This window comes from Idiomarina sp. A28L (genome assembly GCF_000218785.1).
Lineage (GTDB): Bacteria > Pseudomonadota > Gammaproteobacteria > Enterobacterales > Alteromonadaceae > Aliidiomarina.
The window spans coordinates 13,029-36,858 of sequence record NZ_AFPO01000012.1 but is presented as its reverse complement, the minus strand read 5'-3'; the positions used below and the strand labels follow the sequence as shown (position 1 = coordinate 36,858).

General features: G+C 46.8%; 22 protein-coding genes and 1 tRNA gene. 8 read left to right on the top strand and 15 right to left on the bottom strand.

What is annotated here, in order from left to right; all coding sequences use genetic code 11:
* Window position 1: 1 nt before the first annotated feature.
* Entirely contained in the window at window positions 2–484 is a 483-nt protein-coding gene (locus A28LD_RS04770; RefSeq protein WP_007419932.1) for an Rsd/AlgQ family anti-sigma factor, read from the bottom strand.
* 201 nt (window positions 485–685) lie between these two features.
* Here A28LD_RS04770 and nudC point away from each other — a divergent pair, with 201 nt between their 5' ends.
* The 4 genes from nudC (at window position 686) to A28LD_RS04750 (ending at window position 6,936) form a co-directional block, all read left to right on the top strand.
* On the top strand, window positions 686–1,501 hold the full coding sequence (nudC, locus tag A28LD_RS04765) for an NAD(+) diphosphatase (RefSeq protein WP_007419931.1): 816 nt from the start codon (window positions 686–688) through the stop codon (window positions 1,499–1,501).
* A 37-nt stretch (window positions 1,502–1,538) separates the two neighbouring features.
* On the top strand, window positions 1,539–2,606 hold the full coding sequence (hemE, locus tag A28LD_RS04760) for a uroporphyrinogen decarboxylase (RefSeq protein ID WP_007419930.1): 1,068 nt from the start codon (window positions 1,539–1,541) through the stop codon (window positions 2,604–2,606).
* 116 nt (window positions 2,607–2,722) lie between these two features.
* Entirely contained in the window at window positions 2,723–3,775 is a 1,053-nt protein-coding gene (locus A28LD_RS04755; protein WP_007419929.1) for an efflux RND transporter periplasmic adaptor subunit, read from the top strand.
* A 26-nt stretch (window positions 3,776–3,801) separates the two neighbouring features.
* On the top strand, window positions 3,802–6,936 hold the full coding sequence (locus A28LD_RS04750; protein ID WP_007419928.1) for an efflux RND transporter permease subunit: 3,135 nt from the start codon (window positions 3,802–3,804) through the stop codon (window positions 6,934–6,936).
* A 94-nt stretch (window positions 6,937–7,030) separates the two neighbouring features.
* Here the strand turns inward: A28LD_RS04750 and A28LD_RS04745 are convergent, their stop codons facing one another.
* The 3 genes from A28LD_RS04745 to rsgA are packed head-to-tail and all read right to left on the bottom strand — an operon-like array spanning window position 7,031 to window position 9,670.
* Entirely contained in the window at window positions 7,031–7,750 is a 720-nt protein-coding gene (locus tag A28LD_RS04745; protein WP_007419927.1) for a glycerophosphodiester phosphodiesterase, read from the bottom strand.
* Between the two features lie 24 nt (window positions 7,751–7,774).
* Window positions 7,775–8,641, bottom strand: coding sequence for an archaetidylserine decarboxylase (asd, locus tag A28LD_RS04740; RefSeq protein WP_007419926.1), 867 nt, complete (start codon window positions 8,639–8,641; stop codon window positions 7,775–7,777).
* Between the two features lie 9 nt (window positions 8,642–8,650).
* Entirely contained in the window at window positions 8,651–9,670 is a 1,020-nt protein-coding gene (gene rsgA / locus A28LD_RS04735) for a small ribosomal subunit biogenesis GTPase RsgA (protein ID WP_007419925.1), read from the bottom strand.
* Between the two features lie 131 nt (window positions 9,671–9,801).
* Here rsgA and orn point away from each other — a divergent pair, with 131 nt between their 5' ends.
* The 3 genes from orn (at window position 9,802) to maoP (ending at window position 11,093) form a co-directional block, all read left to right on the top strand.
* A complete protein-coding gene (orn, locus tag A28LD_RS04730) occupies window positions 9,802–10,359 on the top strand; it encodes an oligoribonuclease (protein ID WP_007419924.1) in 558 nt (185 codons plus the stop codon).
* A 66-nt stretch (window positions 10,360–10,425) separates the two neighbouring features.
* Window positions 10,426–10,500, top strand: a tRNA-Gly gene (locus tag A28LD_RS04725).
* Between the two features lie 221 nt (window positions 10,501–10,721).
* Window positions 10,722–11,093 carry a DUF413 domain-containing protein gene (gene maoP / locus A28LD_RS04720; RefSeq protein WP_007419923.1) on the top strand — a complete coding sequence of 124 codons (372 nt, stop codon included), beginning with the start codon at window positions 10,722–10,724 and terminating at the stop codon, window positions 11,091–11,093.
* Between the two features lie 66 nt (window positions 11,094–11,159).
* Here maoP and purD read toward each other — a convergent pair whose 3' ends face one another.
* From purD to A28LD_RS04665, 11 genes are all read right to left on the bottom strand, one after another.
* Window positions 11,160–12,443, bottom strand: a complete 1,284-nt coding sequence (gene purD / locus A28LD_RS04715) for a phosphoribosylamine--glycine ligase (protein WP_007419922.1) — start codon at window positions 12,441–12,443, stop codon at window positions 11,160–11,162.
* A gap of 8 nt (window positions 12,444–12,451) precedes the next feature.
* Window positions 12,452–13,321, bottom strand: a complete 870-nt coding sequence (locus A28LD_RS04710) for a class I SAM-dependent methyltransferase (protein ID WP_007419921.1) — start codon at window positions 13,319–13,321, stop codon at window positions 12,452–12,454.
* Window positions 13,322–13,412: 91 nt separating this feature from the next.
* Window positions 13,413–14,984, bottom strand: a complete 1,572-nt coding sequence (gene purH / locus A28LD_RS04705) for a bifunctional phosphoribosylaminoimidazolecarboxamide formyltransferase/IMP cyclohydrolase (protein WP_007419920.1) — start codon at window positions 14,982–14,984, stop codon at window positions 13,413–13,415.
* Window positions 14,985–15,153: 169 nt separating this feature from the next.
* Window positions 15,154–15,990 carry a DsbC family protein gene (locus A28LD_RS04700; protein ID WP_007419919.1) on the bottom strand — a complete coding sequence of 279 codons (837 nt, stop codon included), beginning with the start codon at window positions 15,988–15,990 and terminating at the stop codon, window positions 15,154–15,156.
* 209 nt (window positions 15,991–16,199) lie between these two features.
* Entirely contained in the window at window positions 16,200–16,496 is a 297-nt protein-coding gene (gene fis, locus A28LD_RS04695; protein WP_007419918.1) for a DNA-binding transcriptional regulator Fis, read from the bottom strand.
* A gap of 10 nt (window positions 16,497–16,506) precedes the next feature.
* Window positions 16,507–17,490: a tRNA dihydrouridine synthase DusB gene (gene dusB / locus A28LD_RS04690; RefSeq protein ID WP_040487037.1), complete on the bottom strand. Its 984-nt coding sequence runs from the start codon at window positions 17,488–17,490 to the stop codon at window positions 16,507–16,509.
* Window positions 17,491–17,647: 157 nt separating this feature from the next.
* Complete coding sequence (gene prmA, locus A28LD_RS04685; RefSeq protein WP_007419916.1) at window positions 17,648–18,532, bottom strand: 50S ribosomal protein L11 methyltransferase; 885 nt, start codon at window positions 18,530–18,532, stop codon at window positions 17,648–17,650.
* 138 nt (window positions 18,533–18,670) lie between these two features.
* Window positions 18,671–20,014, bottom strand: coding sequence for an acetyl-CoA carboxylase biotin carboxylase subunit (accC, locus tag A28LD_RS04680; protein ID WP_007419915.1), 1,344 nt, complete (start codon window positions 20,012–20,014; stop codon window positions 18,671–18,673).
* Between the two features lie 22 nt (window positions 20,015–20,036).
* A complete protein-coding gene (gene accB / locus A28LD_RS04675; RefSeq protein ID WP_007419914.1) occupies window positions 20,037–20,534 on the bottom strand; it encodes an acetyl-CoA carboxylase biotin carboxyl carrier protein in 498 nt (165 codons plus the stop codon).
* 39 nt (window positions 20,535–20,573) lie between these two features.
* Window positions 20,574–21,026 carry a type II 3-dehydroquinate dehydratase gene (aroQ, locus tag A28LD_RS04670; protein WP_007419913.1) on the bottom strand — a complete coding sequence of 151 codons (453 nt, stop codon included), beginning with the start codon at window positions 21,024–21,026 and terminating at the stop codon, window positions 20,574–20,576.
* Window positions 21,027–21,199: 173 nt separating this feature from the next.
* Window positions 21,200–23,020: a protein-disulfide reductase DsbD gene (locus A28LD_RS04665; protein ID WP_007419912.1), complete on the bottom strand. Its 1,821-nt coding sequence runs from the start codon at window positions 23,018–23,020 to the stop codon at window positions 21,200–21,202.
* Between the two features lie 201 nt (window positions 23,021–23,221).
* On the opposite strand from A28LD_RS04665, the gene A28LD_RS04660 reads away from it, so the two are divergent.
* A complete protein-coding gene (locus A28LD_RS04660; protein WP_007419911.1) occupies window positions 23,222–23,791 on the top strand; it encodes an FxsA family protein in 570 nt (189 codons plus the stop codon).
* The last annotated feature ends 39 nt before the right edge of the window (window positions 23,792–23,830 follow it).

Genomic DNA, 23,830 nt, shown 5'->3' with positions numbered 1-23,830 from the left:
CTTATTCGTTAGCACCAATTACTTCGTGTTCTTCTAACAGCGCAATAAGTTTATCTTCGAGATCTAAACGATTTTGTAGTGCTTCACCGAGTTCAGAAATATCGTTGGTGAAATTCGGTAGCGCATCGGTATCGATAGCTTCGGCATAGGTATCGTGAAAACGCAGGGCTACTTCGGTGGTATCACTGATCATTGGGAAAATCTTTTTACCGAAGGCCAGAGTAGATTGATTGTGGGCGCTTGCTTCATCAAGAATATGATCATAGAGCTCGAAATGCCCAGCTGATACATAATCCACTAGGATTTCACAGAATTCGCGAATATCGATTGCCGCAGGTAATTGCTCGTTTTTGCCGGTGTAAGGAGGAAGGCCTGCTAGTTTGCAATAACGAACTAATAAATCTTGGCGTTCATCTAACCAGCGATCTAATGCCTTGTGTAACCCTGCCCATTGTTCTTTTGCTGCTTCATTTCGGCTTAACATGGTAACTCCTTAAATGCGCACAGCGGCCACTGCACGAAGCTACACTTTACTGCGAGAATTTAATGAAAATCAAATTTATTCATGAAACTTTACAAGCTCACCATTGGGCTTCTATACAAACTTGGGTAATATCGGCGGCATATTTGCGAAAATGCTGGTTTATTTTATTCGTGAAGTGAGTTGAAAAATAGAGGATATGCCATGATTCAGCCTGATATTGTACCTGCACCAAATGAATATGTTTGGTGGTTTATTGTTTCTGGCAATCAAATTCTAGTGGCTGAAAATAGTGAAGCCGAGGCAATTCCATTTTTACCTAGCCATGAAGTTCCCGGCTCTGAGGTTGAATACACAGCAAAAATTGGTGATTACCGCGGTGAACCGGCGTTTATGCTGATGCAGAAACATCCTGAATTAAAGTTGCCAGGTTTTCATTGGCAACCCCTGCGCAACACATTAGCGCGCTCTGATGCTGAACTGTTTGCCTTAGGCGGACGCGCTTGCCAGATTCAGCACTTCCTTACAACACACCAATATTGTGGGCGTTGCGGTAGTTTAACGGTGCAAGATCGCGATGAGCTTGCGGTTATTTGCCCTGAATGTGAATTCCAATGCTACCCCCGTATTTCTCCTTGCATTATCGTGGCCATTTATCGTGATGATGAAATACTCCTGGCCCGCGGAGTACGCCACCCCGAAGGTTTATATTCGGTGCTGGCAGGTTTTGTGGAAAGTGGTGAATCGCTAGAGCAGTGCTTGCACCGGGAAGTAAAAGAAGAGGCGGGTATTGAAGTAACCGATTTACGCTACATCGGCAGCCAAACATGGCCGTTTCCGCATTCATTAATGGCTGGGTTCATTGCGCGTTACGCCAGTGGCGAATTAACGTTGGAGCCCACAGAGTTGCTAGCGGGGGATTGGTTTAAAATTGATGATTTACCGAAAATACCGCCGCCGGGAACCATAGCAGGCAAACTGATTGCAACGGTAATAGCTGAAGTTAAGGCGCGCTCCTGATAGAATTGCCGGATTGAAATTCAAGGAATAAGTGAACATGACGCAAGAGCTGAAAAACGATCGTTATTTACGTGCGCTGATGCGCCAACCGGTAGACCGCACACCCATTTGGATGATGCGCCAAGCAGGCCGTTATTTGCCTGAGTATCGCCAAGTGCGCGGGCAAGCAGGCGATTTTATGAGCCTGTGCCGAAATGCCGAATTAGCCTGTGAAGTAACATTGCAGCCGTTACGCCGTTTCCCGCTCGATGCTGCGATCTTGTTTTCTGATATTCTTACGATTCCCGACGCCATGGGCCTCGGGCTTTATTTTGAACAGGGTGAAGGCCCTCGTTTTAAAGACCCAATTCGCGATGCTCGTGCTGTGGAAAAGCTGCCGATTCCAGATCCGGAAGATGATTTAGGTTATGTGATGAAGGCTGTGAGCACTATTCGCAAAGCTTTGAATGGTGATGTTCCGTTGATTGGGTTCTCGGGTAGCCCGTGGACACTTGCTACCTACATGGTAGAAGGCGGTAGCACGAAGAATTTTTCAATTGTGAAAGCGATGATGTATCGCGAACCGAAAGTGATGCACCAATTGCTTGATAAACTAGCGCAATCGGTTACTTCTTATTTGAATGCGCAAATTGCCAACGGTGCGCAATCGGTAATGATTTTTGATACTTGGGGTGGGGTGTTATCACCGCGTGATTATCAAGAATTTTCACTACGCTACATGGCGCAAATTGTGGATGGTTTAACCCGCGAAGCTGATGGCCGGAAAGTACCAGTAACATTGTTCACGAAAAATGGTGGGCAGTGGCTCGATATTATGGCGGCTACTGGTTGTGATGCGTTAGGCGTGGATTGGACCACGGATTTAGCCACTGCGCGTGCAAAAGTGGGTGATACGGTTGCGTTACAAGGCAATATGGACCCAAGCGTGTTGTATGCAAGCCCTGAACGTATTCGTGAAGAAGTGAAGATTATTTTAAACAGCTACGGCAAAGGGCCCGGGCATGTGTTTAATTTAGGCCACGGAATTCACCCTGAAGTAGACCCAGAACATGCCGGCGCGTTCATTAACGCGGTTCACGAATTCAGCCCAAGCTTCCACAAGTGATCGTTTTTGCGACCAGTTTCGATATATAAGCGTTGAAGATGTCCGGTTTTCGGGCATCTTTGCTATACAATACTCATACGTTGTATTTGCATTATTAAAGAAATGCCGGGAGCACTATGTCTAAGCGATCTTATTTCACCCCTCTTTCCGCAGTTGTGGTTATTGTAGCAGCCGTTGTGGGCTACCTCTTTTTCTTTGACGACGACGCCGTTGTTGCTGATCGTCAATCATCGGCAGCCAATGTAGTGGGCACGCAAGCGCGGATCATGGAATTTCGTGATGTTATCGAAGGTTTGGGTACTGCTCAGGCGCGTGAATCGGTAGATGTAATGGCTCGCGTAAGCCAGAGTGTAAAACAAATCTATTTCAGCGATGGTGAAGATGTAGCAGAAGGGCAGTTGCTAGTAACCTTACAAGATCGCGAAGAACAAGCCCGAGTACAAGAATTAGAATTTCGGTTGGCCGACGGCCGCCGTCAGCTTCAACGCTTGCGTGAACTAGCGCAAGAAAATGCCGCTTCGCGGAGTATGATTGAAGAGCAAGAAGTTCGTGTACAACAAACTGAAGCCGAGCTTGAGGTTGCGCGTAGCCGTTTAGCTGAATTAACTATTAGTGCCCCATTTGCAGGCCGCCTTGGTACCCGAAGAGTAAGCCCCGGGCAACTTGTTCGCCCTGGTGATGTAATTACCACGCTTGATGATATCTCCCCTATCTATGTTGATTTTGCAGTACCTGAACTTTACTTACCAAGCTTAGCGGCAGGCCAAAACGTGGCAGCAATTTCAGCTGCTTATCCGGGCCGTGAATTTGCGGGCCAAATTGAGAGCGTAGCTTCGCGGGTAGACCCTGTAACTCGTTCCATTATGGTTCGCGCTGCGGTTAAAAATGAGAGCCGTGAATTACGCCCTGGTATGTTGTTACGCATTGAATTAGAACGCCGCGTAGATCACACCCTAATGGTTCCGGAAACTGCGGTTATTCCAATTCGTAATGAACACTTTGTCTATAAAGTTGAAGAAGATCGAGCGATTCGCACCACTATCACTGTAGGCCGCCGCCTACCAGGCTGGGTTGAAATCACCAGTGGGATTGCTGAGGGCGATATGATTATCGTTGAAGGTACGATTCGTGTTCGCGATGGCCTACCCGTATCGCTTACTCAACAATAACGGTTGATTTAACGGAGCAGTAATTCATGTTTTTATCAGATGCCTCAGTAAAACGGCCAGTTTTCGCCACCGTTATTAACGTACTGTTAATTATTTTTGGTGTAGTGGCCTTTACTTCATTACCACTGCGTGAATATCCAAACATTGAACCGCCAGTAGTTTCTGTAGATACCCGCTACCCTGGTGCTAATGCGGAAATTATCGAATCGCAAATTACCCAAGTAATTGAAGAACGCATCAGCGGTATTGAGGGCATAAAATCGATTAACTCGCGAAGCCGCGATGGCCGTTCTTCAATAACCATTGAATTTGAAGGTAACCGCGATATAGATTCGGCTGCTAACGATGTTAGAGAGCGAGTTCAGCGCGTAATACGAAGCTTACCTGAGCAAGTACAGCCACCTGAAGTTACCAAAGCGAACGCCGATGAAGATACCGTGGTTTGGTATAATCTGCGCAGCGAAAACATGACAACCCTTGAGCTAACTGATTTTGCCAGCCGTTACATTGTAGACCGGCTGGCCGTTGTTGATGGAGTAGCGCGAGTTAATATAGGTGGTGAGCGCCGCTACGCGATGAAGCTTTGGCTTGACCGCAATGCTATGGCAGCTCGAGGCATTACTGTTACCGATATTGAAAGCCGTTTGCGGGCCGAAAACGTGGAGTTACCGGCCGGTACGATTGAATCGCGAGATCGCGAGTTTTCGGTTCGGGTGGCGCGAAGCTATCTATCACCGCAAGATTTTGCCAATTTGAGTATAATTTCTGGGTCTGATGGTTATTTGGTGCGTTTGGGTGAAGTTGCCCGAGTATCGTTAGAAGCTGAAGATGACCGTTCTGAGTTCCGAGGCAACGGTATCAACATGGTGGGTATCGGCATTATCCGGCAATCGGATGCTAATACCCTCGATGTAGTGGATAAAGTAAATCGCGAAGTAGAGCGCTTACGGCAAACGTTGCCAGCGAGTATGATTTTAGTGCCGAGTTACGATTCTTCAATATTTATTCGTGATTCTATTCAAGAAGTTTACAACACGCTATTCATTGCTATGGCCATGGTTGTTATTGTTATTTTCCTATTCCTTGGAAACATACGAGTAACGTTGATTCCAGCGATTACCGTGCCTGTAGCGCTGTTATCCTCTTATATTGTGCTCTATGCCATGGGCTTCTCGATTAACTTGCTTACGCTCCTGGCGTTGGTGCTAGCTATCGGGCTAGTGGTAGATGATTCTATTGTAGTTTTAGAGAATATTTATCGGCGAGTAGAGGCGGGCGATCCGCCATTACTTGCTGCTTATCGAGGTGCCCGCGAGGTAGGTTTCGCGGTTGTGGCCACTACCATGGTGCTTATCTCGGTGTTTGTACCGTTGATTTTCCTTGAGGGTAACATAGGGCTACTGTTTACCGAATTTGCGATAGCGCTCGCCGCTGCGGTGGCGTTCTCAAGTATTACTGCATTAACGTTATCGCCGATGTTGTGCTCGAAGATATTGAAGAAAAAAGAGAAGAGTTCAGGCTTTAGCAGCTTTATAGACCGCAATTTCAAAAAGGTGGAAGAGCGCTACGAGGGTGCAGTAAAGAAAGTTATTAGTTTCCCTGCAATGGCCTTTGCGTTGGTTATTCTTTCCGGTGCGGGTGCCTATTTGTTGCTGGATAGAATTGGCCAAGAGTTTGTGCCGCCAGAAGATCGCGGGAATTTCTTCGTAATGGTGCGAGCCGCGGAAGGCGCGAGTATCGAATCTAACTCGCGCAATATGCAGCTAGTAGAAAGCGTATTGTTGCCATACATTGATGAAGGCAAAGTAGATCGCCTTATTGTGCGTACCCCAGGTTGGGGTAATAGCGCTGGTATCGCGATTGTGGGTACAGTGCCATTTAACGAACGTGATTGGAGTTCATTTGATTTAATGAATGAAATTCGCGTTAAGCTTGATGAAATTCCTGATGTAGTGGCATTTGCCAATATGCGCAGCGGTATTCGTGGTGGCGGTGGCTCGCGGCCGATAGAGTTCGTGCTACAGGGCAACACTTATGAAGATCTTGCCCGATACCGCGATATCGTATTGGAAAAAGCGGCTGATAATCCGGGCCTACTCTCGCTCGATAGTGATTACGATGAAACGGTTCCGCAGTTACTGATTCAAATCGATCAAGAGCGCGCGGCAGATTTAGGTGTATCGGTAGGCGATATCGGCCGCACACTGGAAAGTATGCTGGGCCAACGCCAAGTTACTCGTTATCAAGACCGTGGTGAAGAATACAATGTTCTGTTAGAAGGTGAGCGCGAAGATTATCGTTCACCGCAAGATATCGATAACATTTACGTTCGTTCCCAACGCACCGGTGAATTGGTGCCGATGTCGAACCTAATTACGGTAACTGAAGGTGCAACAGCTCGGCAGTTGAACCGTTATAACCGTATGCGAGCGGTTACTATTACCGGTAACCTTGAAGATGGTTATTCATTGGGTGAAGCCTTAGCGTACTTAGAAAATATCGTAGCTGAGCATTTACCTGATGATGTAGTTGTTGATTACAAAGGGCAATCGTTGCTTTATCAAGAAGGTGGCAGCACGATTATGTTTATTTTTGCGCTGGCGTTGGCAATTACGTTCTTAGTATTGGCCGCTCAGTTTGAAAGCTTTGTGCATCCATTTGTAATCATACTTACGGTTCCGTTGGCGGTTTTCGGGGCCTTGGCCGGCTTATGGGTAACGGGGCAAACGATAAATATCTACAGCCAAATTGGTATCATTATGTTGATAGGTTTGGCGGCCAAAAACGGTATTTTAATCGTGGAATTTGCCAACCAATTACGCGATGCCGGCATGCGCTTTGAAGATGCGCTAGCACGTGCTTCACGTTTGCGCTTACGGCCAATTATCATGACTGCGTTTACTACCTTAATGAGTGCCTTGCCACTTGTACTAGCGGTAGGCCCGGGGGCTGAAAGCCGGATGGTAATCGGTATTGTAATCTTCTGTGGTGTGGCATTCTCGGCCTTTATGACCATATTCCTAGTGCCAGCCTTATACATGGGCTTAGCGAAGAACACGGGCTCACCGAAGCAGCTTGAGAAGCAATTAGAAGCGCTAGAAGCGGAATATCCAGATCGCCGTGCTGAAGAAGATGCATTAGCGGAAGCGAACAACGTTTAGCCGCTTTCGAAGTAAAGCAAAAGCTGCCGCTCCTTTATCGGAACGGCAGCTTTTTTAATGGAAAAATTAAGCTTTATTGTAGGCTTAGCATTACTTAAATTGCGTAAGGCGAGCGAGTAGTGTGGCCTGCAATAACGTTGCGGGTGTGCTGTGGATGATTGGTAAAAATACCATCAACACCGATTTCTTGCATAAATCGAATATCTTCGGGTTCATCAACGGTGTAAACGAACACTTTCAAACCACGTTGGTGCGCATCGCTAACGAAGGCTTGGTTCACGAAACCAATATCAATGTGCACCGACCATGCCTGTAGTTCCTCAGCAAAGCTCGCTAAGCCCATAGGGCAGCCAGCAGTAAGTGCGCCAATGCGTAGGTTAGGCAATAATTGTTTGAGGGCGTGCAGCCAATGATGGTTAAACGAGGATACTAAAATAGCATCAGCGGAAAAATCGTGTTCTTGCTTAGCGGTTTTAATATGTTCCGCCAGCAAATCAATATCGATTTCACTTTTCAGTTCAATATTGAGCAGGCAACGGCCACGAATAAGGGCAATGGTTTCAGCCAAGGTGGGCACGGGGTGTTGGCTAAAAATTCGCAGTGCGGCAACTTGTGCTTTACTTAAATCAATAAAACGGCCGGGCTGTGCTGCCAACCGGCGCAGGTAACGATCATGGAAAACGTAGATTTCGTTTTCAACCTGCATGATATCAATTTCGATAGCATCAGCGTGCGTATCGAGTGCACGCTTGAATGCTACCACTGTGTTCTCAGGAGCCTCGGCGCTAGCGCCGCGATGCGCAATAACGAGCATTCGATGTCCTTTTACTGAGCTAAATTATTTCAGTGTTCCGAATACGGTGCCCATACGGGTAACGCTTTGTGCTTGTAGATCTTCAGCAAACTCCACCATGTTTTCAGGGAACACCAGCACCACTGTAGAGCCAAGTTTAAAACGGCCCATTTCTTCACCGATATCTAAGCTAATGCTGTTCAGGCCTGCGGCTGGGTACTCCCACGTATGCACGCGTGGCCCAGTAGGTGGTGTTACTGTTCCGGCCCATACCGTTTCAATACTCGCCACAATAGTAGCGCCTACGAGTACCATGGCAAACGGGCCATGCTCGCTATCAAACACAGCTACAACGCGTTCATTCCGAGCGAATAAATTGGGTACATTTTCTGCAGTTAACGGGTTCACCGAGAATAAATCGCCAGGCACATATACCATTTGCCGCAATGTGCCTTTTAATGGCATGTGAATGCGGTGGTAATCACGTGGTGCTAGATAAATAGTAGCGAACGAACCGTTTTCAAACTGTTTAGCTATTTCGGCATCGCCGCCAAGCAGCGCTTGCATACTGTAATCGTGGTTTTTCGCCTGAATAATACTATCGCCACGAATGGGCCCTAACTGGCTTACAGCACCATCAACTGGGTGCGCGAGTTGCCCTTCTTGAGCCTCAAGTGGGCGTGCATCTGGGCGCAGTGGGCGGGTAAAAAACTGATTAAAAGTGCGGTATGCACGCGGATTTGATTCCGCAGCTTCGCTCATATCCACGTTATAGCGATTAATAAACCACTGGGTAAACGTGCGCGTAAACCAACCTGCTTCAGCCCCAGCGAATTTGCCCATTGCACGCGAAATTAAATGCTTAGGGGTGATGTACTGTAATGTGATTTTTAGGCGATCAAAATTAGCCACGGGTATTCCTTAGTTCTGCTCGAGCGATTGAATAATACGATGATAATTCTCTAAACGGCCAGCGTCTAGTTCCCCATCTGCTACCGCCTGTTGTAGCGCACAACCGGGATCATTGGTGTGGCTACAATCACGGAATTTACAGCCGCCTAAAAACGGCCGAAAATCTTTGAAACAATAAGTAACGCGATCGGCGGCGATATGCCAAAGGCCGAATTCTCGAATACCAGGTGAATCGATAAGGGCACCGCCGTTCTCAAGGGGGAACCAGCGCGCTACGGTGGTGGTATGTTGGCCTAAGCCCGAATTATTGGAAATTGCGCCAATGGCCAAACTTACTTCTGGTAGGGCAGCCTGAATTAACGATGATTTACCAACACCTGATTGCCCAACTAATACTGAAATTTTATTTTGAAATGCAGCGCGAAGTTCGGCAATGCCCTCTTCTGTTGTAGCGCTAGCATGAAATACTTGATAACCCATGCATTCATAAACTGATAAACGCTGTGCGATGTGTTCGGCTTCATGCTCAGCGATTAAATCGGTTTTGTTCATTACGATGATGGGTTCAATGCCGGCATCTTCACAAGCTACTAAATAGCGATCAATAATTTGATCGGAAAACGCAGGTTGTGGGCTAGATACAATAAATATTCGTTCAACATTTGCAGCTATGGGTTTAATGCCATCGTATTGATCGGGGCGGCATAATACCGTTTCCCGATCTTCAGAGGCTTCCACAACACCTTGCAAGCCTTGTTCGGTGGCAGCAGCACGGCGCCAGGCTACCCTATCGCCGGTTACTAATGAATTTACATTACGGCGAATGTTGCAGCGCAAAATTTCGCCTTCGGCGGTAAGAATATCGGCGTGTTGACCAAAACGGCTCACTACACGGCCACTTTCTAAGCGCCCTAGTTGGTCGTCTTGCCAATCAGCATCTTGCTCGAGTTGCCGCTTTGCCAGCCGCTCATCGCGGTTCGAACGAACGCGCCGCATTTGCCCTTTGGTTAGTTTTGTACGCTTAGCCAAATTTCTTCCTGAGTTACCGTAATGTGTGTGCGGTGCATGATAGCAAATACTAGCGCTGAGAGTTACTGGAAGTTAACCATTGTGGTGGGCTCCGTGGTAGCATTGAGCAAGAATATTTGAGGAGAGTAAAGATGAGTGATAACGCCGGACGTTTAATCTGGATCGATTTAGAAATGACAGGCCTTAGCCCAGAAAACGACGTGATTATTGAAATCGCCACCATAGTTACCGATGATGAATTGAATGTTATTGCCGAAGGACCAGTGTTTGCTGTGCATCAGAGTGATGAGCGGATGAGCTCAATGGATGAATGGAACACTCGTACTCACGGCGAATCAGGTTTGGTTAAGCGCGTGAAAGAAAGCGCTTATCGTGAAGCCGACGCTGAAGCGGCTACAATTGAATTTTTGCAACAACACGTAGCTGCGGGTGTTTCGCCTATGTGTGGTAATAGCATTGGCCAAGATCGGCGTTTCTTGGCACGCTATATGCCAACCTTGGAAGCCTTTTTCCATTACCGTAATTTAGATGTGAGCACGGTAAAAGAGTTAGCCAAGCGTTGGAAACCAGAAATTTTACCGGGGTTTAACAAGCACAATAAGCACGAAGCATTAGCGGATATTATCGAATCAATTGAAGAGCTTCGTTATTATCGCGAACATTTTTTCACCGAACAGACAAAATCTTGAATAAAGGGGGTTGCATTGCCCCCTGAATTCAGTAAAATGCGCTCGCAGTCGAGAGACAGCTAAAAAGCGGGAATAGCTCAGTGGTAGAGCACAACCTTGCCAAGGTTGGGGTCGCGAGTTCGAATCTCGTTTCCCGCTCCAAATATAGAAAGGCAGCCTGAGGGCTGCCTTTTGCTTTTCCGCCTCCCAAGTTTTAATTTCGCTATTTTTTGCGAACATCTCCGTGATTTAGCCTAAATCGTTAGTAATTTGCCTGTTTTGTTCAAAAAAGATTGACAAAATAATTATTCGCCTCTATATCGTCTGTTGAACACGGCAGTACGCTGCCTTTTTAAGAAAGTTGTCTGAATGGTGGAAATGATATGGCGATTCAAACCCGTGATACCCTGCTTCGGAAGCCTTTTAACGACTTCCGTAATTATCCTTATGGATTCGCCCGCTCTGGTGATTTTTCGATTCGAGAAAGCGATGCGCTCTTGCATTATGGCTGCTTAATTTCGGCAATGATGGACGGCGAGTTCAAAGCCCAAACCGACGAAGATAAATCATTGTTGGCTGTAGCGCTTGGTAAGAAAGAAGCAGAAACTCAAGTAGAGAAAGCTTGGGTTAAATATATGGCGCGAATTAATCGTCCGAAGGTAGGCAGCATGTATGGCCGCTCGAAAGTTGTGGAAGACGATGCAGATTACGATAGTGCAAGCTCTACCGAAGATGATTTGGTTGTTGAAGATTAATTAAAAATGGCTCCCTAAGGAGCCATTTTGCTTTTTACTTAATTACTTTATCGCTGCGAATAAAGGTTAGCTTTGCTCGCGCTGAATGGCGCGATGGCCAATATCGGTTCGAAAGTATGCATCTTGCCAAGAAATAGCTTTTACCAGTTCATAAGCTTGTTCTTGCGCTGTGGTTACTGAAGGGCCTAAGGCGGTGCAACACAGCACTCGGCCACCGGCCGTAACTACCGCATCATTGTGAGTTTGCGTACCCGCATGGAAGGTTTTGCTGTTTTCGGTTTCTTTTGGGATACCTTGAATGACATCTCCCTTGTTATAGCTCTCTGGATAGCCTCCAGCAGCCATAACAACACCTACTGCAGCTCTCGGGTCGAACTCAATTGGAGTATCGCCTAAGCGGCCAGCAAGAGCATCTAAGCACAGCTCTACCAAATCAGATTGCAGCCGCAACATAATTGGCTGGGTTTCCGGGTCGCCAAAGCGGCAGTTATATTCAAGCACTTTAGCGGTGCCATCGGGCGCGATCATTAAGCCAGCATATAAAAAGCCAACATATGTGTTCCCTTCTGCTCGCATACCTTCAACCGTGGGCTTCATTACGTGTTCCATAACCCACTCATCTACTTCTGGGGTTACTACTGGGGCTGGTGAATATGCACCCATGCCGCCTGTGTTCGGGCCTTTATCGCCGTTATCGCGTGCTTTGTGATCTTGGCTTGAGGCAAATGGCAAAATAGTATCGCCATCTACCATGGCAATGAAGCTAGCTTCTTCACCAATTAAGAACTCTTCAATAACCACGCGGCTGCCGGCATCACCGAACTTATTGCCAGCGAGCATATCATCAATAGCGGCATCGGCTTGTTCGAGGCTTTCGGCAATAATTACGCCTTTGCCTGCGGCTAAACCATCGGCTTTGATAACGATAGGCAGCTCGTGGGCGCGCACATAGGCTTTAGCAGGCTCGATATCGGTAAAGTTTTCATAGGCGGCGGTAGGAATATTGTGCCGCGCTAGGAAATCTTTGCAAAATGCTTTCGAACCTTCGAGTTGAGCAGCCCCTTTGGTTGGGCCGAAAATAGCTAGCCCGTGAGCTTGGAAAAGATTCACCACACCTTTTACCAACGGCGCTTCTGGGCCAACAATCGTAAGATCGATTTTTTCTTTTTGTGCAAAGGCTAGCAGGGCATCAATATCTTCAGCAGCAATGGCGACATTGGTTACCATTGGCTCTAAAGCTGTTCCTGCATTTCCCGGTGCCACAAATACATGCTCAACCCGGGTAGATTGTGCCGCTTTCCATGCCAAGGCATGTTCGCGGCCACCGCCACCGATTATCAAAACTTTCATGGTTTCACTCATTCACTCGTTACAGGTTTAACAAATTTTAATGTGAAGCGATCGCTCTCGCCAATAGCTTCATAGTGGGCACGGTTCTCATCACCTAAGCGCAAGCTCGGTGGCAGTGTCCATACCCCACGTGGGTGATCGGCTGTATCTTGCGGGTTAGCATTTACATCACTGCTACCCGCTAATACAAAGCCTGCTTGCTCAGCATATTTAATTATTAAGCTTTGCTTCACGTAGCCAGATGAACGCATGGCTTCATCTGGGCGGTTTTCTGGTAAACGGTGATCAACAACACCTAACACTCCGCCTGGCTTCAATGCTGCGAAAAACGTTTCAAAAGCTCCAGCTAAGGCTGTTTCGCCATCACCCATGTACCAGTTATGCACGTTACGGAAGGTAAGCACTACATCGGCAGTGCCTGCAGGTGCAATCGCGCTCTGCTCTAACGGCGCAAATTCAGTAATAATGGTGTTAGCGAACAGAGCATCAGAACCTACGCGCTCAGCAAAACGGTTGCGCGAATTTACATAGCCTTGGCGCGTTTCCGATTGTGGGAAATGAGCTGCATAGTATTGGCCGTTTGCGTGTAAATAAGGCGCTAAAATCTCGCTATACCAGCCACCGCCTGGCCAAATCTCTACCACTGTCATGTGTGGTTCAACGCCAAAGAATTCTAATGTCTCTACTGGGTTCCGGTATTGATCACGAGCAGTATTCGCTGCCGTACGCGAGGGATTATGTAACATACTGGTAAGATTCGGAGCTGGCGTAGCTTGTGGTGCGTCTGCTACCGCCGCGCTTTGCTGAGCCGAAGGCTGGCAAGCAACCAGTGCGAAACTAAGTAATAGGGTACTGCTGCAAAGAATAGAACGTTTCATAAGAAAATCCTCTGTGAGTGTTTGCTAATCCTAGTAGCCGAAATGCAGAGGGGCAATATTTATTGCCCCTCAATCATTGATTATTTACGCATTAATGGCGGAAATGGCGCATTCCGGTGAGCACCATAGCAATCCCGTGCTCATTTGCAGCCTCTATGATTTCGTTATCGCGAATTGAGCCACCCGGCTGAATGATTGCTTTTACACCCGCTTCGGCCGCGGCATCGATAGAATCGCGGAACGGGAAAAAGGCATCGGAAGCCATTACTGAGCCCGCAATTTCCAAACCTTCATCCGCAGCTTTTAATACCGCAACCTTGGCACTGTATACCCGGCTCATTTGGCCAGCACCTACGCCAATGGTCATGCCATCTTTGGCGTATACAATGGCATTCGATTTCACATAACGCACTACTTTCCAAGCAAACAACAAATCATTCAATTGGCTGTCACTTGGTTTTGCGTTCGTTACGATCTGCAAATCAGATTCCGGCACTACAGCGTGATCAATATCCTGTACTAGCAAACCACCTTGCACTCGTTTGAAATCGAGCTGAGCTTTGCGATCACCGAAAGGTTCGGTGATAAGTAAGCGCACGTTCTTTTTCGCAGCAACAATGGTTTGTGCCTTTTTACTGGCGCCCGGTGCAATGATTACTTCCACGAATTGGCGGTTAATAATGAGGTGAGCGGTTTGTTCATCGAGCGGCTCATTGAAAGCAATAATGCCACCAAAGGCTGATGTTGGATCGGTTTTAAATGCGCGTTCGTAAGCTTCCAGAATATTGCTACCCACGGCGACACCACATGGGTTTGCATGCTTCACAATCACACAAGCTGGTGAAGTGAATGATTTCACACACTCAAGGGCAGCATCGGTATCTGCAATATTGTTGAACGAGAGTTCTTTGCCCTGCAACTGCGTTGAAGAAGCCACCGAGGCTTCGTGATGGCTTGGATCTACATAAAAGGCTGCATTTTGATGGCTATTTTCGCCGTAACGAAGATCTTGTTTCTTCTCTAACTGGAAGTTCAATGTGCGCGGGAAGCGCTCTGGCTCGGAATGGCTTTGCAATCGTTGCCCGAAGTAGTTGGCGATCATGCCATCGTATGCGGCTGTGTGTTCAAACGCGGCTACAGCAAGATCGAAGCGGGTAGCATCAGTAACACCAGAAAATTCAGCAAGCTCACCTAGTACACGATCATAATCGTTGGCGTTCACAATAATGGTCACATCGTTGTGATTTTTAGCTGCTGCGCGCACCATGGTTGGGCCGCCAATATCGATATTCTCTACTGCATCGGCGAAGCTACAGCCTGGCTTTTTAACCGTTTCGGCGAACGGATATAAATTTACTGCCACTAAATCGATAGTGCCAATACCTTGTTCAGCCATAACGGCTTGATCCACGTCACGCCGAGCCAAAATGCCACCGTGAATTTTTGGGTGTAGCGTTTTTACGCGGCCATCCATAATTTCTGCTTGGCCGGTGTAGTTGGCTACTTCAATTACTGGAATACCTGCTTCTTCAAGTAGTTTGGCGGTGCCTCCGGTTGAAAGAATTTCAACGCCGCGCGCATGCAAAGCACTGGCGAATTCAACAATACCGGTTTTATCAGAAACACTTAGTAACGCACGTTGGATAGGGCGGATCTGGCTCATGGTCAGTTCTCGTTTTTTGCTAGCTAGAGAGGATAATCATAAGAGCCAAAAAGCATTGGCGCGAATGATTAGGGTGCGGTTGCAGATTATACGGTAAAAGCGGGCAGAAGCGAACTGCTACCCGCTGCGGTGGTAGATAAAATATTTAGTTTAAAATGTGCGAATTAGATTACTGATTACCACGCATTTGATTAATGATAGCTTGCGCAGGGCTGTAACCGGGAATAACACCACCAGAAGATTTGATAATAAATGGAGTGCCAGAAATGCCAATGCGTTGCCCCATTTCGAAGCCTTGGCGAACAAGCTCACGGCACGGTGTATCATCGCCCGTTATGGTATGTCGGCCTTCAGCGTTACCATCTTTAAAATCACTCATGGCTTGCGCTTGATTCTCAGCACACATAATTTGCACTAGCTGCTGGTAATCACGCTCGCCATTCAAGCCGGAGCGCGGATAAGGAATGTAGTGAATACTTACTCCTGCTGCTGCATAGGTATCGCGCTCGTTGTGCAGGCGTTGGCAGTAAGGGCAAGTTGGGTCGGTAAAAATATATAAAGTGCCAAGCTCCGGAACATTTGCATTGGCTGGGAATTCAATAGTGAGCTCTGAACTGATATTGGCTACTTCCGAGGCTGCCGATTCAGCTAGCAGCGCATTGCGGTAACTGGCCGATAAATTATCTACCCCATCCAGTTTGAATAGATCTCCTACCACGGCATATTCACCGGTGCTGTTCACTACCATACCTTGGCCGCCAATAGTAATTTCATAAAAGCCAGGAAAGCCATATTCATTGAGTTCGCGGAATACGCGAACTGGTGCATTCTGAAACTGCGGGTTTTGGGTGCGAATTGCATTAATGAGTGATTCAGTATTGGTGGATTGCTGCATGTTAGCTTGTTGCGGATTAGAGATAGGGAGCTCGTTGTTGCTCTGTAGCAGAATAAAAGTGATACCTGCGGCAATAAGTGCGCCAAGAATAAAGGCAATAATTGTTTTCATGGTTACGGGCTCCGGCTTGCTTGTGTGGTTTCCCGCACTTTACCTGACCGCAGTGTGTTGCGCAAAGGCTATTGCTGAAGGTGCTCATTATGATTTAGCAGTAGCATAAAAAAAGCCAACGCCTGAGGTTTGCAGAGCGTTGGCTTTTGTATGAAGTGCTGAAGGAAGTTATTCCCAACTCAGCTTATTAACCTCGCTAGATAACGAGCTTAGTTCATACCGTATTTTTTTAGTTTCTTACGCAGGGTGCCGCGGTTAATACCTAGCATCGTTGCTGCGCGAGTTTGATTACCTCGAGTGTAGGTCATTACTTCTTCTAATAATGGCGCTTCAACTTCAGCTAATACTAATTCATACAAATCATCTGGATCTTGGCCATCTAACTGCTTTAAGAAGTTATTTAGCGCCTGCTTTACCGAGTTCCGTAATGGCTTCGGGTTAGAATTTTGGCCAATGGTAGTCAAAGGCGTGGTTACTGCATCACGATTTCCGTTTTGGTCAAACATAATAGCGCTCTTATCTCTCGTTAAAGTTAACAAAATAATGCTCAAGTGCAGCAAGCTGTGCTTCCGCCGATTCCAGCAAATTAAAATCACGCCGAAATTGTGCCGAGCCAGGAGCTTGTTGCAAATTACCCTGCATGTACCAGCCAATATGCTTGCGAGCGATGCGCATACCACGATGCTCACCGTGCAGTTCATGTAGCTGGCGAATATGCCTATTCATTACGTGGGCTATTTCCGTGCCGCTAGGAGGTGCAAGCATCTCCCCGCTGCGAAGGTAGTGAACTATCTCGCGGAAAATCCAAGGATTTCCTTGAGCGCCACGGCCAACCATCACGGCATCAGCTGCGGTGTAATCGAGTACTTCCCGTGCTTTCTGGGGAGAAGTAATATCACCATTAGCAATCACCGGAATATTAATCGCGGCTTTAATTGCGGCAATGGTGTCGTACTCCGCAAAACCTTTATACATACAAGCGCGCGTTCGCCCATGCACCGCTAACGCTTGAATTCCTGCTTGTTCTGCTATTTTCGCAATAGTTACACCATTGCGATGTTCGGGGGCCCACCCAGTTCTTATTTTCAGTGTTACTGGCACATCAACTGCGTTTACAACACTGAGCAGAATTCGCTCAACGAGTTCAGGATCTTGCAATAAGGCCGAACCCGCTAATTTTTTATTTACCTTCTTCGCCGGACATCCCATGTTGATATCAATGATCTGGGCACCTTCAGCAACATTGTGCTGAGCTGCCAAGGCCATCATTTCCGGATCTGAGCCAGCAATTTGCACTGAGCGAATGCCAGGTTCATCGGAATGCACCATACGGGCTTTCGATTTCGCTGTATCCCACACTCTCGGATTACTTGAAAGCATTTCCGAAACTGCCATACCTGCACCAAGTTCCACGCACAAGCGACGGAAGGGCAAATCGGTTATCCCTGCCATCGGTGCAAGTAGTACGTTGTTCGAAAGCTGATATGAGCCTATCCGCATCGGTTATTTTCTGTTCAGCGAAAGGGGGATGAATTTTAGGGAATTTAGTGCAAAAAGGAAAGGCGATAAAGTGAACAAAACAGCAGAAAATTGCATTTTTTGCTCTTGACTTTACCGCCACCAAAATGCAGTTTGCGGTTAAATGTTATGCATATGTTTATGAATTTACTTTTGTGCCGTGTAAAAAGCACCAATCGTCATGTTCACGCACTGGTCCAAAATCAATAATAGGGCGATAAGCCGCCATTACATCCTCGGCTTGACGCTTTAAAATACCCGACATCGCAATCATGCCCCCGGGCTTCAAATAGGCTAATAAATTAGGTGCAAGCTCGCGAAGTGGGCCTGCAAGAATATTGGCTATCACCACATCAACTTGTTCTTGTGGTGCATCCTCCGGTAAATACACCGAGAATTTATCGGCAACACCGTTAAGCTCTGCGTTTTCACGGGTGGCTTTGAGTGCCTGTTGGTCGATATCGGTGCCCATACAACTTGCCGCGCCGCGTTTTAAAGCAGCTATGCCGAGAATGCCCGAGCCGCAGCCAAAATCTACCGTGCTTTTAGCCTCAAGATCTTGCTCAGCTATCCACTGCAAACATAAAGAAGTAGTAGGGTGTGTGCCGGTACCAAATGCCATACCAGGATCGAGTAGAATATTTGCAGCATCTGCTACGGGTGGTTGATGCCAAGAAGGCACAACCCATAAACCATTACCAAAATCGATGGGCTTGAAGTTATCCATCCATTCTCGTTCCCAATCTTTATCTTCCAATTGGTCGGTTTTATAGCGCAATGGCTTCGCCAGAAAGCCCACTTTGCTGAGATTATTGATCACCGCGCGCATATCGGTTTCGGCAGGATATAAACCAGTTACTTGGGTTAGTTCCCAAAGTGGTACTTCGCCCGGGGCAGGCTCAAAAATTGGCGCATCTTTGGCATCACGGTAGGTAACCGCTTGCGCTTTATTGGCCATTAAAATATCGCCAAGCTGACGGCCATAACTTTCTTTTGTGGTAAGTGTTAGTTGAATCCAAGGCATACCGATATCCTACAATTGTTCGCGTTCAGCGCTGATCTGGCATTCATACTCAGTATGAAATAATGTTAGAAAAGCATGAAAAAAGCCCAGGCTGTTGGCCTGAGCTTTTTATTATATCGCCAGTTTAGCACAGAGGGCTTAACTCATTCCTAGCTTTTTCTCTAGGTAATGAATGTTGGTACCGCCATTCTGGAAGTTTTCATCTGCCATAATATCTTTCTGTAGCGGAGTATTAGTTTTAATACCCTCAATAATTAGTTCGCTTAAAGCATTGCGCATACGCGCTATGGCAACTTCACGATTTTCACCGTAGGTAATTAGCTTACCAATCATTGAATCGTAGTTAGGCGGCACACGATAATCAGCATAAATGTGTGAATCCCAACGAACGCCCATACCGCCTGGCGAGTGGAATCGGGTAATTAAGCCAGGCGAAGGAATAAAGCTCTTCGGATCTTCGGCATTAATTCGGCATTCGATAGCATGGCCACGAACAATAACATCTTCTTGGCTGATCGATAGTGGCCGGCCTGCGGCGATGCGCAGTTGCTCTTTCACTAAATCGATACCGGTTACCATTTCAGTAACAGGGTGCTCTACCTGAATACGGGTATTCATTTCGATGAAATAGAATTCGCCGTTTTCATACAAGAATTCGAAAGTTCCGGCGCCACGGTAACCAATTTCAACACAGGCCCGAGCACAACGTTCTCCGATGCTTTTGCGCATTTCCGGTGTAATACCTGGCGCTGGCGCTTCTTCCACTACTTTTTGGTGGCGGCGCTGCATTGAACAATCGCGCTCACCCAGGTGAATGGCATTACCTTGGCCATCCGCGAGCACTTGAATTTCGATGTGCCGTGGGTTTTCTAGGAATTTCTCCATGTAAACCACAGGGTTACCGAATGCCGATCGCGCTTCACTTTGCGTGGCTTGAATTGATTTTAATAAATCTTTTTCTTCACGAACCACACGCATACCACGGCCACCACCGCCGCCCGAGGCTTTGATAATTACCGGATAGCCAATACGTTTCGCTACTCTTTTGTTTTTCTCATCATCGTCATCAAGTGGGCCACCAGAGCCAGGAACGCACGGAACGCCCGCTTGTTTCATAGCTTCGATAGCTGCCACTTTATCACCCATGATGCGAATAACATCTGGTGTTGGGCCAATGAAGATAAAGCCAGAATTTTCTACTTGCTCGGCAAAATCCGCATTCTCGGCTAAAAAACCATAGCCTGGGTGAATGGCTGCGGCATCTGTTACTTCCGCAGCGCTAATGATACGAGGAACATTCAAATAGCTTTCCGTTGCAGAGGCAGGGCCAATACAAATGGATTCATCGGCTAAAAGAACGTGCTTTAAATTTTTATCAATCGTGGAATGAACTGCTACCGTTTTGATTCCGAGCTCTTTACAAGCGCGCAGAATTCGCAATGCAATTTCACCACGGTTGGCTATTACAACTTTATCTAGCATAACGTTTGCCTTATCTGGTGATTTATTCAATAACGAATAATGGCTGATCAAATTCAACCGGGGCTTCGTTTTCCACCAGAATTTGTTTCACAACACCCGATACTTCTGCTTCGATATGGTTCATCATTTTCATCGCTTCAACGATACATAAAGTATCGCCAACATTTACCCGCTGGCCTACGGCGATGAATGATTTAGAGCCTGGAGCTGGTGATTCATAATAAGTGCCTACCATTGGAGAGCGAACGATAGTGCCACTTACTTCTTCGGCTGCTGCTTCTGGTGCGCTAGCTTGGCCTTGTTGTGGGGCTTGCCCAGGAGATTGGCCAGAAACTTGCATTGGAGCTTGTTGCATAGGCGCTTGCATTGGCGCCTGCACAGGGTAATGCATCATTTGCGGTTGTGGTGCAGTTGAATGGCGGCTAATGCGAACTGATTCTTCACCTTCGGTGATCTCTAGCTCAGAAATGCCAGATTCTTCAAGAAGTTCGATTAACTTTTTAATTTTACGAATATCCATTGTGTTATTAACCTTTCACTGTAAATGCGAATTAAATGTTTATTTGTTATCAGCAAGCCATTTTACGGCAGCTGTTAAAGCGAATTGGTAACCTTGGGCTCCTAGCCCGCAAATCACGCCCTTGGCGCAATCTGAAAAATATGAATGGCGGCGAAATGCTTCGCGCGCGTGCACATTTGATAAGTGCACTTCAATAAAGGGAATTTCTACCCCAAGTAATGCATCGCGAAGCGCCACACTGGTATGGGTAAACGCTGCTGGGTTGATAATAATGAAATCAACGTTTCCGCGTGCTTGGTGCACAACATCAATTAATTCATGTTCTGCATTGCTTTGTACGCTGCGTAGTTTACAGCCCAGTTTTTCTGCGCTCTCGTGCAGGCTCTGATCGATGTCGGCTAAGGTAACGGCACCATAAACGTCGGGCTCACGGCTGCCGAGCAAATTTAGGTTTGGGCCATTAATTACTAAAATTTGGGTTTTATTGGTCATTATGCTGCTATCTGCTGCGAAATTTAAAGAAACGACATCATATACAAAATGACCCGAAACTTTTACAAGAGTTCGGGTCATTATAAGGTTAATTTCAATTTTAGCAGCAAAATACTGGTCTTATCAGCGAAATTCGCGGCAACTCAACTAGATTTGAGCCGAGTATTTCAATTCTAACGCTGCTGAATTTGCTCTAGCCTTTCTTGAAAGGCTTCGGCATTCATAAAACCGGTAACGCGGAGTTCGCTGAGCTCTTCACCTGCTTGATTGAAGAACAGAATGGTGGGTAAACCAAGTACTTGGTAGTTACTGAGCAACTCGGTATTCGTTGCGTTCACCGAGGTTACATCAGCTTGCAGCACTATGAAGTTTTCTAGCGTGCTTTGTACTTCAGGGTCGCTGAAGGTGTATCGCTCTAGCTCAAGGCAGGCGGTACACCAATCGGCGTATAAATCGAGCATCACCCATTGGCCGCTGCTTTGTGCTTCGGCTATGCGTTGCTCTAATTCGCTCAAATCACGAACGTATTCAAATTGCAGTTTGCTTGCGGCAAAGCTGCCATCTACGTAGGGTTTTTGCCAATTCACGCCAACACCAGCAAGAATGATAAGCACAATAGCGCTTAACGTACGGCCTGTAGTAGCAAATTGTTGATAGAATTCGCGGTATAGGATAATTGCCGAAACCACGAAAAAGAAAATCCATAGCCATGCTGCAACGGTTAGCGGTAGTAGACGTTCAACTAAGAACAGCGCAACGGCCAGCATAAGCACACCAAACATAACTTTCACGCTGTTCATCCAAGGGCCACTCTTAGGTAAGAGTTTGCCGCCTGAGGCACCAATGGCTAGGAGTGGAATACCCATCCCTAAACTGAGTGCATAAAGCACAACGCCACCCACTAATACGTTCCCTGATTGCGCAATAAATAGCAGCGCTCCAGATAAAGGTGCAGTTGTGCAGGGCGAAGCGATCATGCCGGAAATCACGCCCATTAAAAACACACTCGGGTAAGCTCCGCCTTTTTGATTCTGGCTCAACGAACTTAATTTATTGCGCCAACTAGCGGGTAAATCAAAGCCGATCGTGCCAAACATGGCTAAGGCGAATATCACAAACAGTGCAGCTAACACTCCGAGCAACACAGGGTGCTGTAGGTAAGCTTGATACTGCATACCAGCTAGCGCCACCACTATGCCCAAAATAGTGTAGGTAATTGCCATGCCTTGCACATAGACAAACGAAAGCATAAAACCACGGCGCATTGTTAAGGGCCGTTTTTGCCCCATGATAATGCCGGAAATAATGGGATACATGGGAAAAACGCAAGGCGTAAACGCCAACCCAAGGCCTAGCAGTAAAAATACGCCGGCAGTGAGGGCGAGCCTATCGGGTTGCAAAAACTGGAAAACGCCGGAGGGCTCGCTGTTGGCATCAGAGAAATCGGCTAATTGATAACCACCTGATTCGGTATCACCGGATGTTGCTTGCAAATAGATTTCCGCTGTAGCCGGCGCATAACACAAGCCAGCATCAGCACAGCCTTGGTATCGAACGGTGAGCACATCACCCACGTTGGCAGCGGCTAAATCAACGGTGAGAGTTACATAATCGCGGTAAATATTTACATCACCGAAAAATTCGTCGTTGTAGGGCATGGCTTCAGGAAGCTCGAGATTGCCTACTAAGTTCTCAGGTACTAAGCCGAAGCGATGTTGATAAAGGTAATAGCCTTCTGTGATACGAAAATTAATATAAAGAGTATCGCCTTGCTGTTGATAATCGAGAACAAAGGCTTCTTGCACAGGTAAGAATTCGCCGGTGTTGCTGCCAAAGAATGATTGCTGAGCGTGCGCGGTAGTTGTAAGCGGTGCCGCAAATAAAAGAATAACTAGAAGGCTAAAAAATACATTTGTGTGAACGCGGCGTTCAGAGCGCTTGGTGAATCTTGCAAACCTATTTGCTAAGCCTGATGCGGCGAAAAGTGTTTTCATAATTACCGATAACTACATTGCGGATAAATTGAGCGAACATATTAGCTCTTTCTTATACTCATGTCGATTGATGCTGGGGCTAAATGGATCTCGGGTTTGGGCTATGCTGTTAAATCACAGTAACACTCTCGATTTTAGCGCTGCTCTTGAAATTACGAGGTTACCACCCCACATATAGTGCATAACCAAGGTGGGCAAGCTATGTTTCCAGTTATTTTTTTATTATTTATTGTTATGCCACTGCTTGAAATTTTCGTGTTAATTCAAGTGGGCTCGATCATAGGTGGTTTAAATACCATCCTTATACTCGTAGTTACCGCTGTGATTGGTGCAGCTTTAGTACGCAACCAGGGTATGCAAGCTTGGCAACAAGCGCAGCAGCGTATGGCAGTTGGCGAAATGCCGGGCTTGCAGCTGGCTGAAGGTATTCTTATTTTTGTATCGGGTTTAATGTTTGTTACCCCAGGTTTGATCACTGATGTGTTCGCGATTCTATTATTAATGCCTTTCATTCGCCGGCCGTTGGCACAAAAAATTATGGCGCGAATGCAAGTGCAAGTGAATACCGGTGGTTTTCAAACCTTTGGCTTTCAGAATAAAGGCTTCCAGAGCCGCAGTGGTTTTCAGCGCCCGGGGCAGAATCCATTTGAAAAGCAAAACGATGAAAGTGGCCGTACGTTTGAAGCCGATTCGTTTGATGCGAGCGATAGCATCGATGAAGAGCGCCGCCGTTTACAGAACGAAGCGGATGAAAACTACAAAAAAGATTAAATTTTTTTTATCGGGGGGCTTGGAAACACTTTCAGCGCC

Bases quoted from the DNA above. Each gene is read 5' to 3' on its own strand.
- orn (WP_007419924.1), top strand. From the start codon at position 9,802: ATGAGTGATAACGCCGGACGTTTAATCTGGATCGATTTAGAAATGACA.
- A28LD_RS04665 (WP_007419912.1), bottom strand. From the start codon at position 23,020: ATGAAAACACTTTTCGCCGCATCAGGCTTAGCAAATAGGTTTGCAAGA.
- accC (WP_007419915.1), bottom strand. From the start codon at position 20,014: ATGCTAGATAAAGTTGTAATAGCCAACCGTGGTGAAATTGCATTGCGA.
- A28LD_RS04770 (WP_007419932.1), bottom strand. From the start codon at position 484: ATGTTAAGCCGAAATGAAGCAGCAAAAGAACAATGGGCAGGGTTACAC.
- hemE (WP_007419930.1), top strand. From the start codon at position 1,539: ATGACGCAAGAGCTGAAAAACGATCGTTATTTACGTGCGCTGATGCGC.
- A28LD_RS04755 (WP_007419929.1), top strand. From the start codon at position 2,723: ATGTCTAAGCGATCTTATTTCACCCCTCTTTCCGCAGTTGTGGTTATT.
- fis (WP_007419918.1), bottom strand. From the start codon at position 16,496: ATGTTTGACCAAAACGGAAATCGTGATGCAGTAACCACGCCTTTGACT.
- A28LD_RS04745 (WP_007419927.1), bottom strand. From the start codon at position 7,750: ATGCTCGTTATTGCGCATCGCGGCGCTAGCGCCGAGGCTCCTGAGAAC.
- nudC (WP_007419931.1), top strand. From the start codon at position 686: ATGATTCAGCCTGATATTGTACCTGCACCAAATGAATATGTTTGGTGG.
- A28LD_RS04660 (WP_007419911.1), top strand. From the start codon at position 23,222: ATGTTTCCAGTTATTTTTTTATTATTTATTGTTATGCCACTGCTTGAA.
- purD (WP_007419922.1), bottom strand. From the start codon at position 12,443: ATGAAAGTTTTGATAATCGGTGGCGGTGGCCGCGAACATGCCTTGGCA.
- aroQ (WP_007419913.1), bottom strand. From the start codon at position 21,026: ATGACCAATAAAACCCAAATTTTAGTAATTAATGGCCCAAACCTAAAT.
- prmA (WP_007419916.1), bottom strand. From the start codon at position 18,532: ATGCCTTGGATTCAACTAACACTTACCACAAAAGAAAGTTATGGCCGT.
- maoP (WP_007419923.1), top strand. From the start codon at position 10,722: ATGGCGATTCAAACCCGTGATACCCTGCTTCGGAAGCCTTTTAACGAC.
- accB (WP_007419914.1), bottom strand. From the start codon at position 20,534: ATGGATATTCGTAAAATTAAAAAGTTAATCGAACTTCTTGAAGAATCT.
- dusB (WP_040487037.1), bottom strand. From the start codon at position 17,490: ATGCGGATAGGCTCATATCAGCTTTCGAACAACGTACTACTTGCACCG.
- A28LD_RS04700 (WP_007419919.1), bottom strand. From the start codon at position 15,990: ATGAAAACAATTATTGCCTTTATTCTTGGCGCACTTATTGCCGCAGGT.
- A28LD_RS04710 (WP_007419921.1), bottom strand. From the start codon at position 13,321: ATGAAACGTTCTATTCTTTGCAGCAGTACCCTATTACTTAGTTTCGCA.
- purH (WP_007419920.1), bottom strand. From the start codon at position 14,984: ATGAGCCAGATCCGCCCTATCCAACGTGCGTTACTAAGTGTTTCTGAT.
- A28LD_RS04750 (WP_007419928.1), top strand. From the start codon at position 3,802: ATGTTTTTATCAGATGCCTCAGTAAAACGGCCAGTTTTCGCCACCGTT.